At 52.4% G+C, this 16,486-nt stretch carries 14 protein-coding genes; 6 read left to right on the forward strand and 8 right to left on the reverse strand.

Annotation, left to right across the window (positions count from 1 at the left end; genetic code table 11):
- The first annotated feature begins 212 nt into the window (after positions 1–212).
- The 6 genes from Q0864_RS05590 (at position 213) to Q0864_RS16560 (ending at position 6,014) form a co-directional block, all read left to right on the forward strand.
- Positions 213–1,028, forward strand: coding sequence for a hypothetical protein (locus Q0864_RS05590; protein ID WP_298566795.1), 816 nt, complete (start codon positions 213–215; stop codon positions 1,026–1,028).
- Between the two features lie 924 nt (positions 1,029–1,952).
- Entirely contained in the window at positions 1,953–2,327 is a 375-nt protein-coding gene (locus Q0864_RS05595; protein ID WP_298566796.1) for a hypothetical protein, read from the forward strand.
- Between the two features lie 13 nt (positions 2,328–2,340).
- Positions 2,341–4,107, forward strand: a complete 1,767-nt coding sequence (locus Q0864_RS05600) for a hypothetical protein (RefSeq protein WP_298566797.1) — start codon at positions 2,341–2,343, stop codon at positions 4,105–4,107.
- A complete protein-coding gene (locus Q0864_RS05605; protein WP_298566798.1) occupies positions 4,100–4,876 on the forward strand; it encodes a hypothetical protein in 777 nt (258 codons plus the stop codon). The genes Q0864_RS05600 and Q0864_RS05605 overlap by 8 nt, the downstream gene beginning before the upstream one ends.
- Positions 4,877–5,437, forward strand: coding sequence for a hypothetical protein (locus Q0864_RS05610; RefSeq protein ID WP_298566799.1), 561 nt, complete (start codon positions 4,877–4,879; stop codon positions 5,435–5,437).
- Positions 5,438–5,543: 106 nt separating this feature from the next.
- Positions 5,544–6,014 (forward strand): PASTA domain-containing protein, encoded by a 471-nt coding sequence (locus tag Q0864_RS16560; protein ID WP_363317609.1) that lies wholly within the window; start codon positions 5,544–5,546, stop codon positions 6,012–6,014.
- Between the two features lie 634 nt (positions 6,015–6,648).
- Here Q0864_RS16560 and Q0864_RS05615 read toward each other — a convergent pair.
- From Q0864_RS05615 to Q0864_RS05645, 8 genes are all read right to left on the reverse strand, one after another.
- Positions 6,649–9,630: a hypothetical protein gene (locus tag Q0864_RS05615; protein WP_298566800.1), complete on the reverse strand. Its 2,982-nt coding sequence runs from the start codon at positions 9,628–9,630 to the stop codon at positions 6,649–6,651.
- Between the two features lie 436 nt (positions 9,631–10,066).
- Entirely contained in the window at positions 10,067–10,774 is a 708-nt protein-coding gene (locus Q0864_RS05620; RefSeq protein ID WP_298566802.1) for a helix-turn-helix domain-containing protein, read from the reverse strand.
- A gap of 17 nt (positions 10,775–10,791) precedes the next feature.
- Positions 10,792–11,025, reverse strand: a complete 234-nt coding sequence (locus tag Q0864_RS16565) for a helix-turn-helix domain-containing protein (protein ID WP_363317605.1) — start codon at positions 11,023–11,025, stop codon at positions 10,792–10,794.
- 55 nt (positions 11,026–11,080) lie between these two features.
- Positions 11,081–11,809, reverse strand: coding sequence for a hypothetical protein (locus Q0864_RS05625; RefSeq protein WP_298566803.1), 729 nt, complete (start codon positions 11,807–11,809; stop codon positions 11,081–11,083).
- Complete coding sequence (locus tag Q0864_RS05630) at positions 11,802–12,893, reverse strand: integrase family protein (protein ID WP_298566804.1); 1,092 nt, start codon at positions 12,891–12,893, stop codon at positions 11,802–11,804. Before Q0864_RS05630 ends, Q0864_RS05625 begins: the two co-directional genes overlap by 8 nt.
- Positions 12,894–13,220: 327 nt before the next feature.
- Positions 13,221–14,195: a HAMP domain-containing sensor histidine kinase gene (locus tag Q0864_RS05635; RefSeq protein ID WP_298566805.1), complete on the reverse strand. Its 975-nt coding sequence runs from the start codon at positions 14,193–14,195 to the stop codon at positions 13,221–13,223.
- The gene (locus Q0864_RS05640) at positions 14,185–14,868 is read right to left on the reverse strand and encodes a response regulator transcription factor (RefSeq protein WP_298566806.1); all 684 of its coding nucleotides are present in this window, start codon (positions 14,866–14,868) and stop codon (positions 14,185–14,187) included. Before Q0864_RS05640 ends, Q0864_RS05635 begins: the two co-directional genes overlap by 11 nt.
- Positions 14,846–16,438 (reverse strand): DUF4173 domain-containing protein, encoded by a 1,593-nt coding sequence (locus tag Q0864_RS05645; RefSeq protein WP_298566807.1) that lies wholly within the window; start codon positions 16,436–16,438, stop codon positions 14,846–14,848. Before Q0864_RS05645 ends, Q0864_RS05640 begins: the two co-directional genes overlap by 23 nt.
- Positions 16,439–16,486 lie beyond the last annotated feature (48 nt).

The following is a 16,486-nucleotide window of genomic DNA, read 5'->3' on the forward strand; positions in this document are numbered from 1 at the left end:
ATACCGTCACTGCAGAAATCAAAGCCGCCGAAAAAGAAGGAACCAAAAGAGCGGAAAATGAGGAAAATATAACGTTTGAGAAACAGCCGGGTCCCCACTTCTTTTCTCTCGATGCCGCCGAATAGAGGATCGGCATCGTGCAAGCCTGCGAACCCAATCGGCCGCCCAAGTAATTGCTATGCCCTTGGTCATCAAACAATTGGAGAAAAGCTATGACGAACACTCTCAGTAACCTCATCGGCGTCGCCCTTCTTGCGTTCGCTGGCGCAGCCGTGGCCGGCCTCAATCTGCTCAAGGATGACTTCGCACCGGTTCAGCTTGACCCAGAAACGCTGTGCCCCCTAGATACATCGCCTGTGTCTCACCTTGCGCTTCTGGTTGATCGCACTGATCCTCTGTCTCCAGGGCAGACCGAAGTCGTCACGCGGGAAATTAGGAAAATTGCGAGGAATATGCCCGTTCATGGTCGCTTCACCGTTTACTTGATGACGGACGATCTCAGTGAGGCAGCAAACCCTGTTTTGGACCTATGCAATCCAGGCGACGAATCCACGGTTGATCCGATGTTTGCAAATCCTCGTCGAGCTCAAACCCGGTTTGAGGAGCAGTTCTCGGGTCCTGTGGAGCAACTTGCAAAATCTCTCCTGGTGGGAGCAACTGCACCTCAGAGCCCAATTATCGAAACCATTGCGATGGTAGCCAACAGTTTCGCAAGCACGACAAATAGCCGAACCATTGTTGTCGCTTCCGATCTGCTTCAACACACAGCTGAGCTGTCTCACTATCGTGGCGCGATCCTTGTACAAGCGGCGAAATCCTCCGCTGCAGCGGGTGAACTATCGGATGGTCGCCTAAACGATATACTCGTTGAATTGGTACCTCTCGAGAGTCGCACGTCGTCTCATCGACAGGGGGACCAATTGCTAGAATTTTGGAACCTCCTACTTGTGTCGGCTGGTGCGCATCTGCGGTACGTTTCAGGAAACAGAAACGGAACCGACCAAGCTACACAGGAAAAGGCCTTCTAAAACTACGAGTAAACTTTCCATTGCGTCCGGTGTGCAGACTTCCTAGCACTGAGATTGTTTCCGTTTCATTCTTTCGCAAACAACAACCTAATCCTCAACGGGTCATTTCGTCAGGCAATATGCATGGACCGGAGTGCGCATTCCCCGCGTGCAAAGAAAGCGCCAAGAAGGGCCCAAAAGTGCGGGGAGCGTTCATTCGCCGTGCTCTACTGCAAGGTCCGCAACGCGGGACTTTGCTGACATTCGCCCAATGTCCGCTTCCGCGCTGTTTGTGTTGCAACCTAGTAGAAATGTCACCGGGTTCGCACCGTAGAAACTTTCCAGCTGGACGCTTAGAGGAGCAAAACCTGACGGAGCGGAGACCTCACTCCTTGGGCAACCCAAAGGGACAGTACCGGGTCCTCGCGCGATGAAAGAATCACGAAAGCATTCTCCGTCGTGAGGCGACTTTCTGCATAGAATTTGACAGTTCATGAGATCGTGACCTAGAGTAAGGGATACCTCAGCTGATCATGCCCGTTGGTTTATTTCAGAGACTTTGCTTTCCGGTGAGGATACATTGATATGTGTTGGTACAACTCAGCTATAGGAGTGTTTTTAACACTACTTTTTACCAGCGCGGTTTTAGTATCCCCTGGTATCAGTGAGGCTCAGGCTGCATGCCAAACGACCGGCGACCTTTCGTGCAGTCTATATAAACAGTGCATTGAAGAGAACTGTGGGTGTGCGAGCACTGACCATCCCTACACAGCAACCTTTGGCCCCAAGTACTGCCAACGTTTTGGATCAGAGGCTGGATTTAGTAGCTTAGGGAAACAGTGGCGAGACAAAACTTTAATTTGCTTGAAGGATAGAGTCTCGTCCTCCTACATATCCAACAGCGATGCAACTGGCCGGAATTGTAACTGTTCAACGATCCAATCAATGGCAATCGACTCACACAGTGAGTGCTACCTATCTGCCCCTTCCTTTTGCAAGCTGTCAGAATCGGACATTCGAACCCTTGCGCGCATAGTTGATGCAGCGGATGTTTTTGCTTTGGGTGCCGCAGGCCTAACCGAGATGGGGCATGTATTGGCTACTTGCTATTGGACAGAGAGCATTTCCAAGGGTGATCTCATCACTAGAGCGTTCGTCTCTGAAACCCTCCAAGAAGGAACGGAAGTTGCTTCTAAAGTTGTAATCGAGGTGTTCAAGCAAGCTGTACGGTTTGCGGCCTTCCAAGCGCAGGAAGCGGCGGAAGAGGCATTGGAGAGCCTTTATCGTGAGTTCTTTCCGGAAGGTCCAACACTGCACTAGTAGATGAAAGAGAGTGACAGATATGCTTAGGTACGCGCCGTTTCTCGCCCTGCCGTTTCTCCTAGCCACTAATCCCGTCCTTGCAGAGGATATGATTTGGTTAGACTACCCTCAAGAGGGCGTTGTGCTTGGACAGGGATACAACCTGCTTCAAGATAAGGTGGCTTATGGCAATTGCGTAAACTTCGTACCTGTTCAAGACCCATCACAGCACATTAACTTTCGCTTTGAAGAGGTTAACTCTCATAGTGAGGTTCAGAGTAGAACTAAGATTAGTGCGTCAGGTTCTATGAGGATGGCGATACTAAATGCAAGCGCGAGACTTCAGTTTTTGAGTGATGAAAAATTCAAACTAGATACCACCAAGTTCATTTTGAACGCAGAGGTTACAAATTCGTCGCTTTTTGCCGCGCCGTCGGTTTCCTATAAAAGAGGGGTTAGTTTGCCCGACGCTCCCGTGGAGAACGGGGGAAAATCAACGAACTGGCGACAGGTTGCTGTCGACAATGATTTTCGAATAAGCACACGAGGCAATGCGCTGCAGAATCATCAAAGATGTGGGCATGGATTTGTTGCCGCGATAATAAGCGGTGCGGCTGTAGACGCGTTTCTTACTTTTTCAAAGTCTAACGCAGAAGCTCTAGCAGACATAAACGGAGGGCTAAAAGCCGATATCGCCGGGATATTTAAAGTGTCCGGTTCTTTCGAGCAAAGGCAATCTAGTGTCGCGCGTCAGGACAGTACTTCAGTCTCACTTTTTCGATATGGAGGCGAAAGTGGGTCCATCGCGTATGACCTGGCGGGGCTAAAAGATTCGATCCGTGAGCTTACTCAAGACGCCGCCGAAGCTCCCAAACCAATTCGGATTGGGGTTTTGCCCTATAGCGCTCTTGATAATCAACCTGACGTTACGCAGCCGATCTCGGCGTTCGACTATTCCCCTGAGATAAACTCATACTTCCTGGCGCGGGATGTGTTTGAGAAAACAAGTGATGCAATCGATGCCTTTGCTGAGCAACCGGCAAATCCTCTAAACCGAGATGAAAATACCCCGATTGCCATTGCGCGTGAGATACAGAGCTACATTGATCTTAATGATCGTGCAATGCGCCTCGCATCAGAGTTGTCTAATGCTCTGAGGCTCTGTCAGGGAGTGATAACAGACGTCAATATCATTAATGCTCAGACGTTGAGTGAGGGCACAGTATCGGGAGAAGAATCCGTTGGGCAAGAAGCTTCGTCTACAACCAGATTGCCATTAATCGCGAATGCCGCTTCAACGGATTCGGGTAACGATCAACTTAAGACCTTCTCGGACTTGGCAAGCATCGTTGATCCGATTTCAGACTCAACACTTCAAGCGAAGTATGACGCATGTAGGCCTTCAAGATTTGGGTCAACAATAAATACTCCAAGCTTCTTCTATGATGCGATCTTAACTTCGCTCGATTTGGCTGCAGAAGAGCTCAGTCTTCGTCCAATATACTGGCAAGACCTAGGCGTTCGTGTCCAAAACGAATTCGTCGAAGCAGCTAAGCTGAAAGAATTACAGGATAATCCTGCGCAAGCGCAAAGCAAATACATTGAGATTTTTCAGGAGTATACACGGAACTACAGGGCAGATAGTTTCCGGCGAGATATCTGTTCATCGGATTTCACCCACCCAATCTGCACTTTACCAGACACCGCTCAATGGAAACTCAAGGCCGTTCTTGATTCAGCGGCCATGAAGGTAGATGTTGTTCAGATTGGACAGGTGACGGGGGTTTCCGATGGCTAGAGCCAACGTTGCCTCCCTCATTTTCTTTGGCTACCTTGTCAGCACAACAATGCTATTCCCCCAGTCTATCGTGGCTGAGACAACGGAACTATCGTCAGCACCAAGTGCTGGAGTTATCCCTGAGCTTGCCGAGCCCAAAGTCGAGTGCACAATTGATGCTCCAAAGAATTTTGTGGGCAAACAATCTGGCCAATCAACGGATCAATTGCTCACCATTCGATTTGGCAACTGCAATGCTAAAGTTTTGCCGGATGGAACGACAACTCTCTCAGTGGATGTATTGGTAGAGTTGTCGCAATCTGGAAACGTACAGTTCTGCAATAACTTTGCCGTTGCTATGCTATTTGAGGTTGCTTCAGGTACAGAAAACTTTGCATGGCCTGCGGAGAGAACGCTTGTCTCCGACTTAGATGTTGAAAATATCTATGGCGATAGAAGATCCTTGGGATTGTTTGGTTTGCATTCTAAGCCCCCAACCGGTGTAGTTCAATTATCAACACTTTTTGGCTCTTTGGGAGACGGTGTGCCTAGATATGATAATATGTTCTGGGGCCGAGCGATTATTCTGCAGGAGAACTCGCAAGGTGAATTTGCTCGAACCCTGCGCGAACGGCTTCCAATATCTGCAACTGGTGAGACCAAAGCAGATCATACGATAAAACTGAGCGCCAGAGCTTTCGCGCCAAGAGGTCTTTGCACCTTTAAGGGAACCGATGCGAACAGTCCTGGTGATGAAGCGGCCTTGATATTTAGCGCGGCGGAAAAATAAATGAAATTGAGATTCTTATTTGTAGCTGTAGCAGTCCTCCCATGTAGCGTGTCTCTAGGTCTGGCTGATGACGTACGACGGGTTCCTGCCAACTTGATTGGTATGCCGGATGTGTTGGCTTTCGAAGTACTGGATACATTAGGTATTAGTTATCAGGTGTCACACTCTGGTGAAGTTCTATGCCCGGACAAGGCTCAGTTTTCATTCGTTCATGATGCAGTACCACCGGTTGGTACTGTTCTGGACAGTGATATGCCGCTTATTGTCTTGTTCACTCGCCCAGGCGAACCAACTATCCCTGCCCCACAAGTTGTTGGATTGAGCGTAGACGAAGCACGTGGCGTTTTGCAGAGAAGTGGGTTCCAGATGAACTTGCGTAAGCAGGAAGCGTTTCGAGATTTGGGTATGAAGTGCACGTACCTCGCATCTAGTGGCTATGACGAAGTTATCGATGCGCAAGAGCCGCTACCACTTGCACCGAGTTGCCCCAGGTCAACGATAGCGGCGATAGATAGGGAGAAAACTTATGTGGCTAGAGCGACGGATTGCATCGAGTATTAGAGGTTTGGTATCGGACAGCGCTTGGGCACTCTGCGCGGTTTTTTTCCTTGGAAGTGTTTGTACGGCAAATGCCCAATCTGAAGGCGACGCTTCGATTGCAGTACCAATGGGAATAGTAGGTACTCACCATCTCTTGGTCGCTGAAGTGCTCGAAGAGGCTGGGATCGACTTCCAAGTTAGTTTCGACAACGATGTGTGTTCATCAGTCTCGCGAAACGAGGTGTATAAGATCATTCCAGGCGAAGGCGAAGTGCTCTCTGGTGATAACCCTCTTGTCGTACTTCGAGTGCTTCGCTCGACAAAACTTGTGACTGTTCCTGACTTGTCGGGTCTCTCTTTGGAGTCGGCACGTGGTGCGGTAGAAGGAATAGGTCTCCGCTTCCATGATGGAGGCTCCAAGGGACCGAGACGAGGCGATTGGTGTGGCATTTACACAGATCGGCAGACAAGTTCAGACGTTAGACAGCAAGAGCCTGAGTCTGGTAACTCGCTGGCTTGTGGGGAGACTGTGACGGCATACAAAGAGTGGTGGGGCACCTGGCAGTCTCAGCGCGCTTCAAATGGGCAGTGCATGTAGGTATGGCAGTATATTTCTCTAAGACGCAGTGTGTGACCGACCCACTCCCACAATTTGCGAATTGAAGCGATACACTATCTTCATTATTGTCGTTCTTTAGACAGTCGGTTTTGATGCAGCCTTGGGCTGCCTAGCATCTGAAGAATCCTAGAGGGCTCAAGAACTCATGTGTAAACCTGAATATTTTTGAGCCTTTTTTAACACGCTGATGGAGGAGCCGTCGTTCGCCGCGGGCTGACTAAGGCACAGGTTGGGCTCAAACCGGCCGTCCGCTGCAGTGTTCGCGAATGACCGCTTTTGGCTGTTCGCGGCCATCCGCTGTGGCTTCCTCAATTCAATTCTAGCTTTATGCAGTAAAAGGCTCCCACTCCGTTCCGTAGAAAAACCGAAAAAGCTTGTGTCCTACCCCTACCTCATCGAATTGAAGGGGGGAGTTAACAACAACAACCCAAATCTCAACACTTGAGAGTCGTTTTATATCCCTGTGCCACGGGGTGCGAATTACCCCCATGCGGAGGCAGGTCGGAAAGGACCCAAGCTTTCTTCTCACTCGGTGAACTGGGCGAATTCCGGACCTTCGCCGCAAACGCGAGTTATTGCTCAATAGTTCACCAAAGCGGACATTGAGATCTGGCTAACCATCTATTTGGGCTTGAATGATCGAGATAACTTGTTGGTAGTCGGTAAACTCGTCTATCGAGGCATAAATCTGAAGTGCTTGAAGAGCGCGGATGGCTCTGTCGTTTTCTCCTTCATTCAAGGCCCGCTGAGCTTCGGTGAAGTACCGACTAAACGCTCCACTATTCAACATTGTTTGCCTCCAATCCACTGCTTCAGACGATGCTAGAAATCGCGCCATCTGGAGCGCCTCATCGAGAAGCGTATGCGACCCTTGCACGTATCTAAGGATTGGGGTGTCGACAAACGCGCCAGCATGCAGCTTCTTTGTCACTTCGTGGGGAAATTCATTTGCCGCCTCGATCATCCTGCGCGCCAAGGACAACTCAGCGCTCGCCCTATCAATGTCGCCTGAATTCAAATGGTTCTGGAATTCACTGCCTAGCTTGTTCAGAGTGATTTTCACTAGGCCGTGCTGTGGCTCCGGGAACCTACAAGCCAATTCAGCAGCTTCCGTGAATAACTGTTCAGACGACTGTCCAAGATCGTACCGAGTGGCATATCCAGTCAGGTTGCCCAACATCATTGCAAATGCCTCGGCAATCTGTGGGGTGTTGATCGTTGTGGTGTATTCCCGACAACGCTCTAAAACTTCGCGAATCTGACGTGCTTGGTCGTCACCTGAGAACCCGCTAGTGATTTGCACCGCAGCCTGTACATAGTGCAGCGTCTTCAACGGATCGTTAGGTTGAATTCCGGCTCCGCGCCGCCGGATCGCTTCGGTACGTTCGAATTTGTATTGCCAGTCCCTGTTCGGGTCGTGGACCGCCATCACAGTCAGGCCGAGATCAATGCGGTCAAGGTTGGACGACTGGAAGACCATCGGTTGGCCATTTCTTTCCAACGTCGAAAGTGAGCCAGCCAAGCCGCGAATCTCTTCCGCCCAATCTCTTGCTGTTCGTGAGTTGTGTCCATACTGGAACAGCGCGGCGACCACGTTAGCACACAACCCTTGGAACGAAAAAATTGTTGACCCGTATCTTGCGCCCCCAGCAAGATTCAACGAGGTGGTAAGCTCTGCAAACAGGTCTCGCGCCGGTTCAATGTCGCTTTGTCGAACAGAGAGCAGTCGAAGTAGTTGATGTTGAAAAATTTCGACCAAATGCGGCCCAAGCAAAGCGGTTTTGTCATCCTCTCCAAGTTGACGCCATGCCTCGATGACAGCGCTGCAGTACTCCGTTGGAAGAAGATTTTGCAGAAAATCTGGACTTGCAGAAAGCGGTTCAATCTCGACAGTTGGACGGAGCTGAATTTCGGCAGGCACGATCCGCAGGTCATTGTTCGGGAATAGAGCCAGAATCTTGCCAAATATGGCCCTCTCAATAAATACCAAGTCTCCGGAAGGTGCTCGGAGTTCACTCAGGATGTTTTTGTACGTTTCGATCCTCTGCGACTGTGGCATGGGGATGGTTTCTAGTGAGTTCGCAAACGTGGCGAGATAGGCCATCCGGGATGGATCGTCGAACGACCAGTCACTGACAGCATAATTCAAGCTAGGATGGTCAGGGAAGGACTGGCCACAGCGATACAAAAAATTGGTAAACCCAGACGCGTTGAGCTCGTACGCTCTTTGAAAAATTGTCGGGCGTGTCCTCGGAGTCTCATGTCGTATTGCGTCCAACACATACAACTCGCCAAAGACATCCGGTTGTAGTGGCTCGTAGCTATGCGGGAGATGCACGGCTCCGATCATGCGAGCCACCTCTTCACTGCAGTCCATCTGATCGAGATACTCTTGTGTTTCAGGGCGCAGCTGACTCGGCAAATCCTCCATCGAAAAGCCGCCAGTAGCAGTAGCAAGAACTAGGGCGTCGTGCGCCTCACGCGGCACAACTTGCCATCTTCGCTGGTTCTCTCGCTGCAGCATTTGGCGGATCGCTTCCATGAATTCGCCAGCTGGAAAGTCATCTATTGCGTCCAAGGTATTCGGCAGTCGTTCCAGTACCAGACCTTCGTTGCGATATTTGTGGTTTGCTACCCAGTTCCCGATGTTGGGCACATGTTCAATTGCGCTTAACCACCCTGAGTATTCTCGTTCGATAAGAATCAGTCGCACCTTATTCACGAAGCGATCAGATTGGCTGGCCGCGAACAGGCGTTGGAACAGCAATTGGATTTCTGGCTCTCGGCCAAGCGCATAGTCAATGACGATGAATGTGTTTTTATCGGGCAACCAATCTGAAAACGGAAAGGTAAGAAGATCACCTTCCAACCAACCCCAGTGCCAACCTTCAAGGCTAAGGCAGTGTTCCAGCAGCAAACGTGACTTGCCCGATAATCCAGGTCCAGTGACGTGCCACCAGCTAAATGGCTCACCGCTTTCTGTGAATTCCCTTAACTGTGCGAGCTCTCCATCACGACCGACGAACTCACTCAAACGTTCATTGAACCGGAGTTGTCGAAATCCTTCTGGGTTATCGGTGCAATCCTGTGGATCGAGGAACGGCTGCGGAAGGTTATCGAAAAACGCCTGAGAGGCTCGGACAAGGTTGGGGGTAGTCGCGTCTTCGAGAATTGTAAGAATGCGGTCTGCGTAGTACCACTCAACCGAAATGCCGGCAGCCTTTAGGTCAGCAACAACACGCCCTTGTTCTGCTGTAAGCGCGGTAGTCGTGTCCGGCGCAACACCAGAAGAAAAGCAGTAGATTTTGTCCAGTTGGTATTCTCCGTCCTGGACAGGCTTGATGGCCTTTCGAAGTTTTTGGAATGCATTTCCATTCTGGCTACCGTTTTGGCTGTGCTTGGCCTGAAAAGCGACCCATTCGCCGCTGGCAGTTTGGATTGGGACATTCTCAATACCTGGATACTGAGGCGGGCAAGTCAAACTGCCGGGCTCTACTGCAGCCTCGTGGCAAAACAGGCGACGCGCGACGTCCTTCTCAAAAATGATCTCCTGATTGTCTTGGGATCGGAATACATCCCAGCTTGGATTATTCATGTACTTCTCGAAAAGAGGCTTTTGCACAGCATGGTACGTTTCTGCCAGCCTTTTGCCAATGTCCGTTGTTCGGGAGCTGCACCGCAGAGTCGAGCTCCGTGCTCAAAGTCCGCAACGGGCAGAAAACTGTCGATAGGGAAAAATGATTTTCAAAACCACGTGAGAGCGCATGTCTTACCGTTCTAGAAAAGCTAGAGAGATGCTCCTCACAGAGCATTGAAAATAATATACTTTATTGAACTGAGTTTCGGGCGACGGAGTTGAAGAATTGGTATTGGCTCACACCCCCGATCTTGCACATATCCACTGAAATTTCGCCATCTGAGGGAAATAAAATCTACGCGTGTTAGGGGGACGGGTCTGCAGGCTGAAACATCTCAGGTATTTGACCTACCCCCCCACGGGCCAAGGCTATAATTCGTTCAGTGTTGCGAAACTATGCGACTTCCGATCTGTACTTCTTGAGTAAACGGCCTACCGCATTTGAGAAAGACAACACACCCTTTGTTATCTCGCCATGGGCCGCCTCAATCTCAGTTGCGGGAAGCGACAACAATCCTTCATAGCCATACCCTTCTCGCTCGAACACTTTAACCACCCGCTTCTCAAACTCCCCCAAATCCATTTCAGTTTTGGACGCAGCTTGCTTTTCAGTGAGCGACCTTGAGGTCAACGCTGTCTCTCTCTCAGCACTTCTCTTTTTCTTTATTGTTTCCTTTATAGTTTCGGGTGAAGCGCACTTCAGAGTTGAGCGGAAGCGCGCTGCAGGTCGAGCGGAAGTAGAGTTCATGGATGAAGGGCGCCCTGAGCGTGACCTCAGTTCTGACAAACGCACAATCTGACCAAGTTCTTCTACAGAGTGAATCAAGAACTGATTGCGGGAACGCTTGGCGGCACGATATCGTTTCACCGCACCTCGCTCTTCCAGCTCCTTGAAAGCAGAGCGAACACTCCGCTCGGTAAATCCAGTTTCTTCTGCAAGCCCGATGGCAGACGGATCACAACGCCCGGTTTTAGTGTTCTGACGATCCAGAAGTCTCATCAGCACGGCATAGCTAGAGCGGGTGAGCGGAGGATTCATCTGAGCCCAATACTGGGCGACGAACCATTTCTGCTTCAGGTCCAGAGGTGTTCTCTTTGACATCGCGGCACCTCTATTGATTATATAATATCGCCCATCAATCCATTTGCACGATTGGCGAGCACATCCCCACAAGTCTTAGAAACCATCCAATCATCAAGATCTTTCCGGCGATACCGGATAGCTCTAAGACCTATACGACAATAAACCGGTCCAACCTGTGGGCCAGTTCCCATCCGGAGTTTGGCGAGGTAGCTTTCGCTGAGGCCTGTGTAGCTGGCTGCCTCTGCAGCGGTGAGGTACTTCGGTTCCACTTCATTCTCCTTGGCATACTTGATGACTTTGAGAATGATGGGCTTTCTTCTGGAACTAAATGTCCATCAAATCGTAGTTTTCCATTTTGCCGTCCACGTGCTTGCGCCAGCTATCGTAAGCCTTCCTAAAACTCGTCTTCTTGATCCCGAAAACATCAAAGACGTCACGTAGGAACCGACTCAAATCGCCATAATTATCCAAATCGTCTGGGATATTGATGCTCTTGTTAAATCTCGCGGCTCGAACACTGGCATCAATCAAAGCCCATTCATTGAACGTCTGTCTGTTGCGAGTGGGAATGCCGTCGGGAAGCTCTCGCTTTGTTATCTCAATCGCGGAAATCAATTCGTCAGAATGTTCGGCCAAAGACTTTAATGCTGCATAAGCCTTCGTCGCACCACGTTCGGGCAACATATGTTGGAACAACACATCGTGTGTGGTCTTCTGCAGAAATCGTTCCTTGATCAAACTATCAACTTGTCCCGTATCCCAGTCCATTCGGTCCGTCACAAGCAACGGCAGATTGTTATACGCCCTAATAGCTTCAGACAGGGACCTTCTAAGCTTGTCCAAGGTTTTGCTCACATCATCCTTTCTCCAGAAATGAACCATCACATTGTCAAAGTTCGTAATTATGGATGCGGCGAGTTGGCTGGAGGAAAACCCTTTTACTGGACCGATATGCTCTTCCACCACAGGGATAAGGCGACGGCGAAGGTCGCGATATTCTTCACTGTCTGGATCGTGGTCTTGGAACGGTTTAACGCCCATTTTATCATTCATCGGGGAATGCTCCGTTTTGTCTTCTAGTTAATTCCTCACAGGCCACCTTCATCGCTGGACGCAACGCATCCAGACTGGGCTTCACATACCTCTGGCCAGTGATCGACAGCGGCGTGTGGTTCAGCAAGCGCCCAACCACTTCCTCGAGCACGCCAGCCTCCATGGCGACAGTCGCAAAGGTGCGACGGTGCGCGTGCGGACCCCATGCGAGTCTGGCTGGGTTTGTGATATGACCCAACTCCGACTTCGGAGATGGAAATACCCATTGCTCGCTTAAGCCACGTAGCGGCGCCAGAATCTCATGATGTAGCTGCAAGATGGGAAGATCAAAGCTGCGACCGTTCTTGGTCATGGGGAGGTGGATGTGATCTTCATGAATGTTCTTCCATTCCAAGGTAAGCGCCTCGCTCTTGCGCAAACCCGTATACAACAAGAGTTCATAGAAGACCTGATGGATGGGATTGGCGAGACCATCGACTTCGTCACGCCATACACCGAGATCCTCAATGACTTGTCCCTTTGGTTGCTCATCAAACCACTCGATCGCCATAGTAGGCGCCTCGGGCAGATCATAGACCCGTCTGGCGTGGTTCCAAATCGTTCGGAAATACTTGAGCACGTGATTGGCTGCTGATGGTGTCGCGGCCATCGATTGGTGCTTCTCCACCACCATCTTCTTTGAGATCTCATCCAGAGGCAGCTTGAGCCACTCCTTCAGGTGAAGCTCGAACTGCTTGCGCAGGGAGCGCTTATGCGCATCTGATCTGAGCTTCGGGCGCCCCAAATATCCTTCCAATGCGGCCTCAAGTGTCGGCGCGCCGATCTGCGCCACTTTCCCTGCGCCGCGCCCCATTTCCAGCGCAAGCTCCATCGCCGTCTGCCGTGCGGCCTGCGCCGAGATCACCGGGAACCGACCGATCATGATCCGCTTGGTTTGACCGCCAACGTCTTTCTGAAAGTACCAGGTTTTCGAACGCTTCCCGACGAAGAGGCAGAGCCCTCGCACCTCACTGTCCCAGTGCTTCTCGGTCCCCGTTTTGGACTGGGGCAGCTTGCGGGCAAAAGTTTCGGTTAGTTTTGGCATGAATTTCGTTGTCGGAATTTTGTAGGTATTGAACTGAAAGGCAGGGAAACTCAGGGAATGTCCCTGCAACAAATTCTTCCACAAAGTGAATGACTTGGCAACTACAGGAATGTCAGGGAATGATACATCACGAGCTTGGAAGGCTAAGGTCTTACCACTACACAACGCCCGCGCAGTACCAACGGGACATATTTCAATGGCATCTGAGCGTCAAGAGCAGACCCGGCAGGATCTTGGTCCTACGCAATCAAAATAGCCGGAAAAGTCGCGCGCGCCGCACTGGTTTTCGCCTTGCTTGCCGCGTTGCCGAATGCACCCAATGATGGGTCACTCAACCTCGAAGCTGATCAGGAATGCCGCACCCTGACTGCGGGGCAAGTTCGAAATGTCCGCGCCATGTGCGCGCAAGGTGTTGCGAACGATGGAAAGACCCATGCCTGTTCCACCTTGTTCGCGCTTTGTGGTGAAGAAGGGGTCGAAAATTCGTGTTGCGTTGCCGGGGGAAACCCCACGGCCGTTATCTTCCAACACCACGTCGACCCGCGCGTCCTTCTTCTGGGCTGACAGTTGCACTGTTGTGGCCTCGTGACCCAAAGCGTTGCCCAGCAAATGGCGCAACACTATTCCAAGGCCCTGTTGCGATATGGGGATCATGACATCACCGCCCTCGATCCGCAGGTCCAGAGAGGGGAAGTCGCCTGACAACGCGCTGCGCAGTTGCTCTAGGGTGCTGACTCCGTCGTGACGCATTTCACGGGCGCGGGCCGCTTGGCGCATCGCTTCGATCTGTTGCTCCATCTGGGCGCCCGCTCCTGCGATCTGGTCGACAAGTGCCAAATCCTCGACCGCCAAGGTGCCACCATCGCGAAGCAATTCAGTCGCCGCCTGAAGCGCCGCAACAGGTGTCTTCAATTCATGCGTTACGTGGTCCGAGTAGCTGCGGATGGTGGTTTCGCGATTGCGCAAGGTGTCCGCCATGTCGATGACGCTTTGTGCCGTGACCTGAAGCTCGCGGGTGCCAAAATGGGCCGGTGGGGTCAACGGGTCGGCAGGGGTCGCCCGCACTTGCGTCGCGAAGCGCTCCAACTCTGCGATGGGTCGCAACAGCAAGCGGATCAGCATCCAACCCAGCACCGAGGTCGCCCCGGTGATCAGGATCGACAGCAGTATCGCCGCTTTCTCATACCCGATTGCGGGGCCGAGATAGCGAAACGCCACCAGCCCGGTCAAAGACAATGCCAACGTGCCGCACAGGGCACCGCCCAAAACGAATGCAAGGCTGGGGCGCCATTTATCTTTCATGCGGAAGGTCCTGCATACGCACGCCCACACCGTGGACAGTTTCAATCGCATCCGCCCAACCCGCATGGGTCAATTTGGATCGCAAATTGCGCAGATGACTGTCCAACGTCCGGTCAGAAACCTGAGAACGCGCGCCCCAGATCGACCGCACCAGCTGGGCCCGGCTGTGCACTTGGGTTGGGCGGTCCACAAGTGCCGCCAGCAACGAGAACTCGGTCGCGGTCAACGGGATGTCGTTGTTCCCGAACCGACAGCGCTGGGCCGTGGTGTCCAGACTGATCCCGCCATGGGTCAAGATACTGGCAGCGCGCGGTCCCGTCGTGCGTTTCAGAATGGCCCGCACACGCGCCACCAATTCGCGCGGGCTGAAGGGTTTGGTGACATAATCGTCAGCGCCCAGTTCTAACCCCAGCACCCGGTCAATCTCATCGTCGCGCGCGGTCAGAAACAGGATCGGCACATCAGATTGGGCGCGTATCCGACGACAAACGTCGAACCCGTCCAGTTCGGGCAGGCCAATGTCCAGCACGATCAGGTCCGGGGTCTCGCGCTTGGCGTGAACCAAGGCGATCTGCCCATCGCTTGCCGTGACAACTTGGTATCCAGCGCGCTCTAACGCCAGCCCTACCAGATCGCGCAGCCGGGGATCGTCATCCACCAACAGAATTTTCATGGCGCGTGGCCTCTAATTCAAGATCTCCTGCAAAATAGCCATTGATCCGGCCTGTGCGAAAGCCCCATTCGCGCCAGTTTGGGTAAGTGATGTCAGGCTGCAGGCAGGCGCGATAGTGTTGTGGGACCCAAAGGTCAGGATTGCGGTCCATCCCCTGCGCAATCGCTTTCGACGCCATCGGTCCCAAATTGCACAGATAGTGCCAGTCTGGCGCTGCTGAGCGCCCCAGATTGGCCCCTCGGTCAAGCATATCCGTGGCAATCACAGCGGCGAAATTGACAAATGCACAGGCATACAGCGTTCCAAAGCCCAGCGCGCAAGCCCGCAGCATCAACCACAGCGACGACCGACCGCGAAGCACCTGCCACCCCACCAGCAACAATCCAATGGCAACCAACGCCATCCAGATCAACGCATACAGGCGCAGATAGGTCAGACCGAACGCGTCGATATACAGATCCAGGCGAAGGGCGGCTGACAGGGTCAGGAATACGTTTTGAAGCAGCCACAAAAGCAACAGCGGTTTTAACGCTTTGTGTTCGCTCAGAAACGGGCGGGCCGCCACCGCGAAGGCGCCGGCCAACATCGCTGTTACCAGCAACGGGTATGCGCCACGATGGGCGTAGGTCGCATAGCTCATTCCCTCGGGAAGGGCCGCCCCGCCGAACAGGATCGAGAAATCCATGACGCTTTGCAGAGCCAATAGCAGGTTGAATAGGACCAAAGCCCGCAGAACCGATCCGGTGTTCAGGCCTTGCGGTGTCCGCCATTCCTGTGTGGTCAGGTTCAGGGGGGCAGTGGGGGTGGGCGCGGTGAGCAACGGCCAGATCAACACGCCAAGCCCGCTCCAGAACACCGCGCGCCGGGCCAGCGAAAGCGCATCCAGATCGATCAAAAGAACCTGCGATAGGGTCTGTTCCAGAACCGGGTTCGCACCGATCAACAAGGCGCCCAGCACCAATGTGCCGCCAATTGGAAAGGCCCAGTTTCGCAGCAGCGATTTCGACGATACGCCGAAAATCAACCCACCTGACGCTACGCCGACGCGCAGATTTCGCAGCTGTGAAGCACATGCCAGAACGCCCGAGGTCGGCAAGGTCTTAACCAAACGCATAAAGGCCGTCATGAACCAGTCCCGCCCGGCGCTTATACTTTCAGCGGCGGGGACCCGCAGCCAGGCCACAGCAGCCAGCAAGCCCGCACCAAGAAGACACACCGACAACAACTGCACGTGCTCAATTGTGGGCAGCGTCGCCAGAACGAGCAAGATCACCGGGCCCAGAACCCCGCGTTTTGCCGGCCTACCCATGGCGACGACGGCAAATAAGCCCCATGCGAAGATGGCCAATGAAAGACCCGGCGCGTATCCCCAAAACAGGAAATCCCCGAGCAAAATGAGCAAGACCATCCCAGCAAATTTCGGCAACCGCCCTTCCACAGACTGACCCCCGAAAAGGGGCGCTGCGCCAGCGGTTACACTTTCGCCCGATCTGTCCACCTCGGTGTTCAGCCACCAGCCATCTTGGGCAATCGACGTCGGCAGGCCGCGCACAATGAATTCTCTTGGCATCGTCTTCTCCATCTTGTGTTTGGACAAGACTGACCACCTGCTTTGCAG

Origin of the sequence: uncultured Aliiroseovarius sp. (assembly GCF_947497285.1) — a bacterium.
In the GTDB taxonomy this organism is placed as follows: Bacteria; Pseudomonadota; Alphaproteobacteria; order Rhodobacterales; family Rhodobacteraceae; genus Aliiroseovarius.

Coding starts and splice junctions, on each gene's coding strand:
- Q0864_RS05630 (WP_298566804.1), bottom strand. CDS start 12,893: ATGCCAAAACTAACCGAAACTTTTGCCCGCAAGCTGCCCCAGTCCAAA.
- Q0864_RS05590 (WP_298566795.1), top strand. CDS start 213: ATGACGAACACTCTCAGTAACCTCATCGGCGTCGCCCTTCTTGCGTTC.
- Q0864_RS05595 (WP_298566796.1), top strand. CDS start 1,953: ATGGCAATCGACTCACACAGTGAGTGCTACCTATCTGCCCCTTCCTTT.
- Q0864_RS05625 (WP_298566803.1), bottom strand. CDS start 11,809: ATGAATGATAAAATGGGCGTTAAACCGTTCCAAGACCACGATCCAGAC.
- Q0864_RS05615 (WP_298566800.1), bottom strand. CDS start 9,630: ATGAATAATCCAAGCTGGGATGTATTCCGATCCCAAGACAATCAGGAG.
- Q0864_RS05620 (WP_298566802.1), bottom strand. CDS start 10,774: ATGTCAAAGAGAACACCTCTGGACCTGAAGCAGAAATGGTTCGTCGCC.
- Q0864_RS05635 (WP_298566805.1), bottom strand. CDS start 14,195: ATGAAAGATAAATGGCGCCCCAGCCTTGCATTCGTTTTGGGCGGTGCC.
- Q0864_RS05645 (WP_298566807.1), bottom strand. CDS start 16,438: ATGCCAAGAGAATTCATTGTGCGCGGCCTGCCGACGTCGATTGCCCAA.
- Q0864_RS05640 (WP_298566806.1), bottom strand. CDS start 14,868: ATGAAAATTCTGTTGGTGGATGACGATCCCCGGCTGCGCGATCTGGTA.
- Q0864_RS16560 (WP_363317609.1), top strand. CDS start 5,544: ATGGGAATAGTAGGTACTCACCATCTCTTGGTCGCTGAAGTGCTCGAA.
- Q0864_RS05605 (WP_298566798.1), top strand. CDS start 4,100: ATGGCTAGAGCCAACGTTGCCTCCCTCATTTTCTTTGGCTACCTTGTC.
- Q0864_RS05610 (WP_298566799.1), top strand. CDS start 4,877: ATGAAATTGAGATTCTTATTTGTAGCTGTAGCAGTCCTCCCATGTAGC.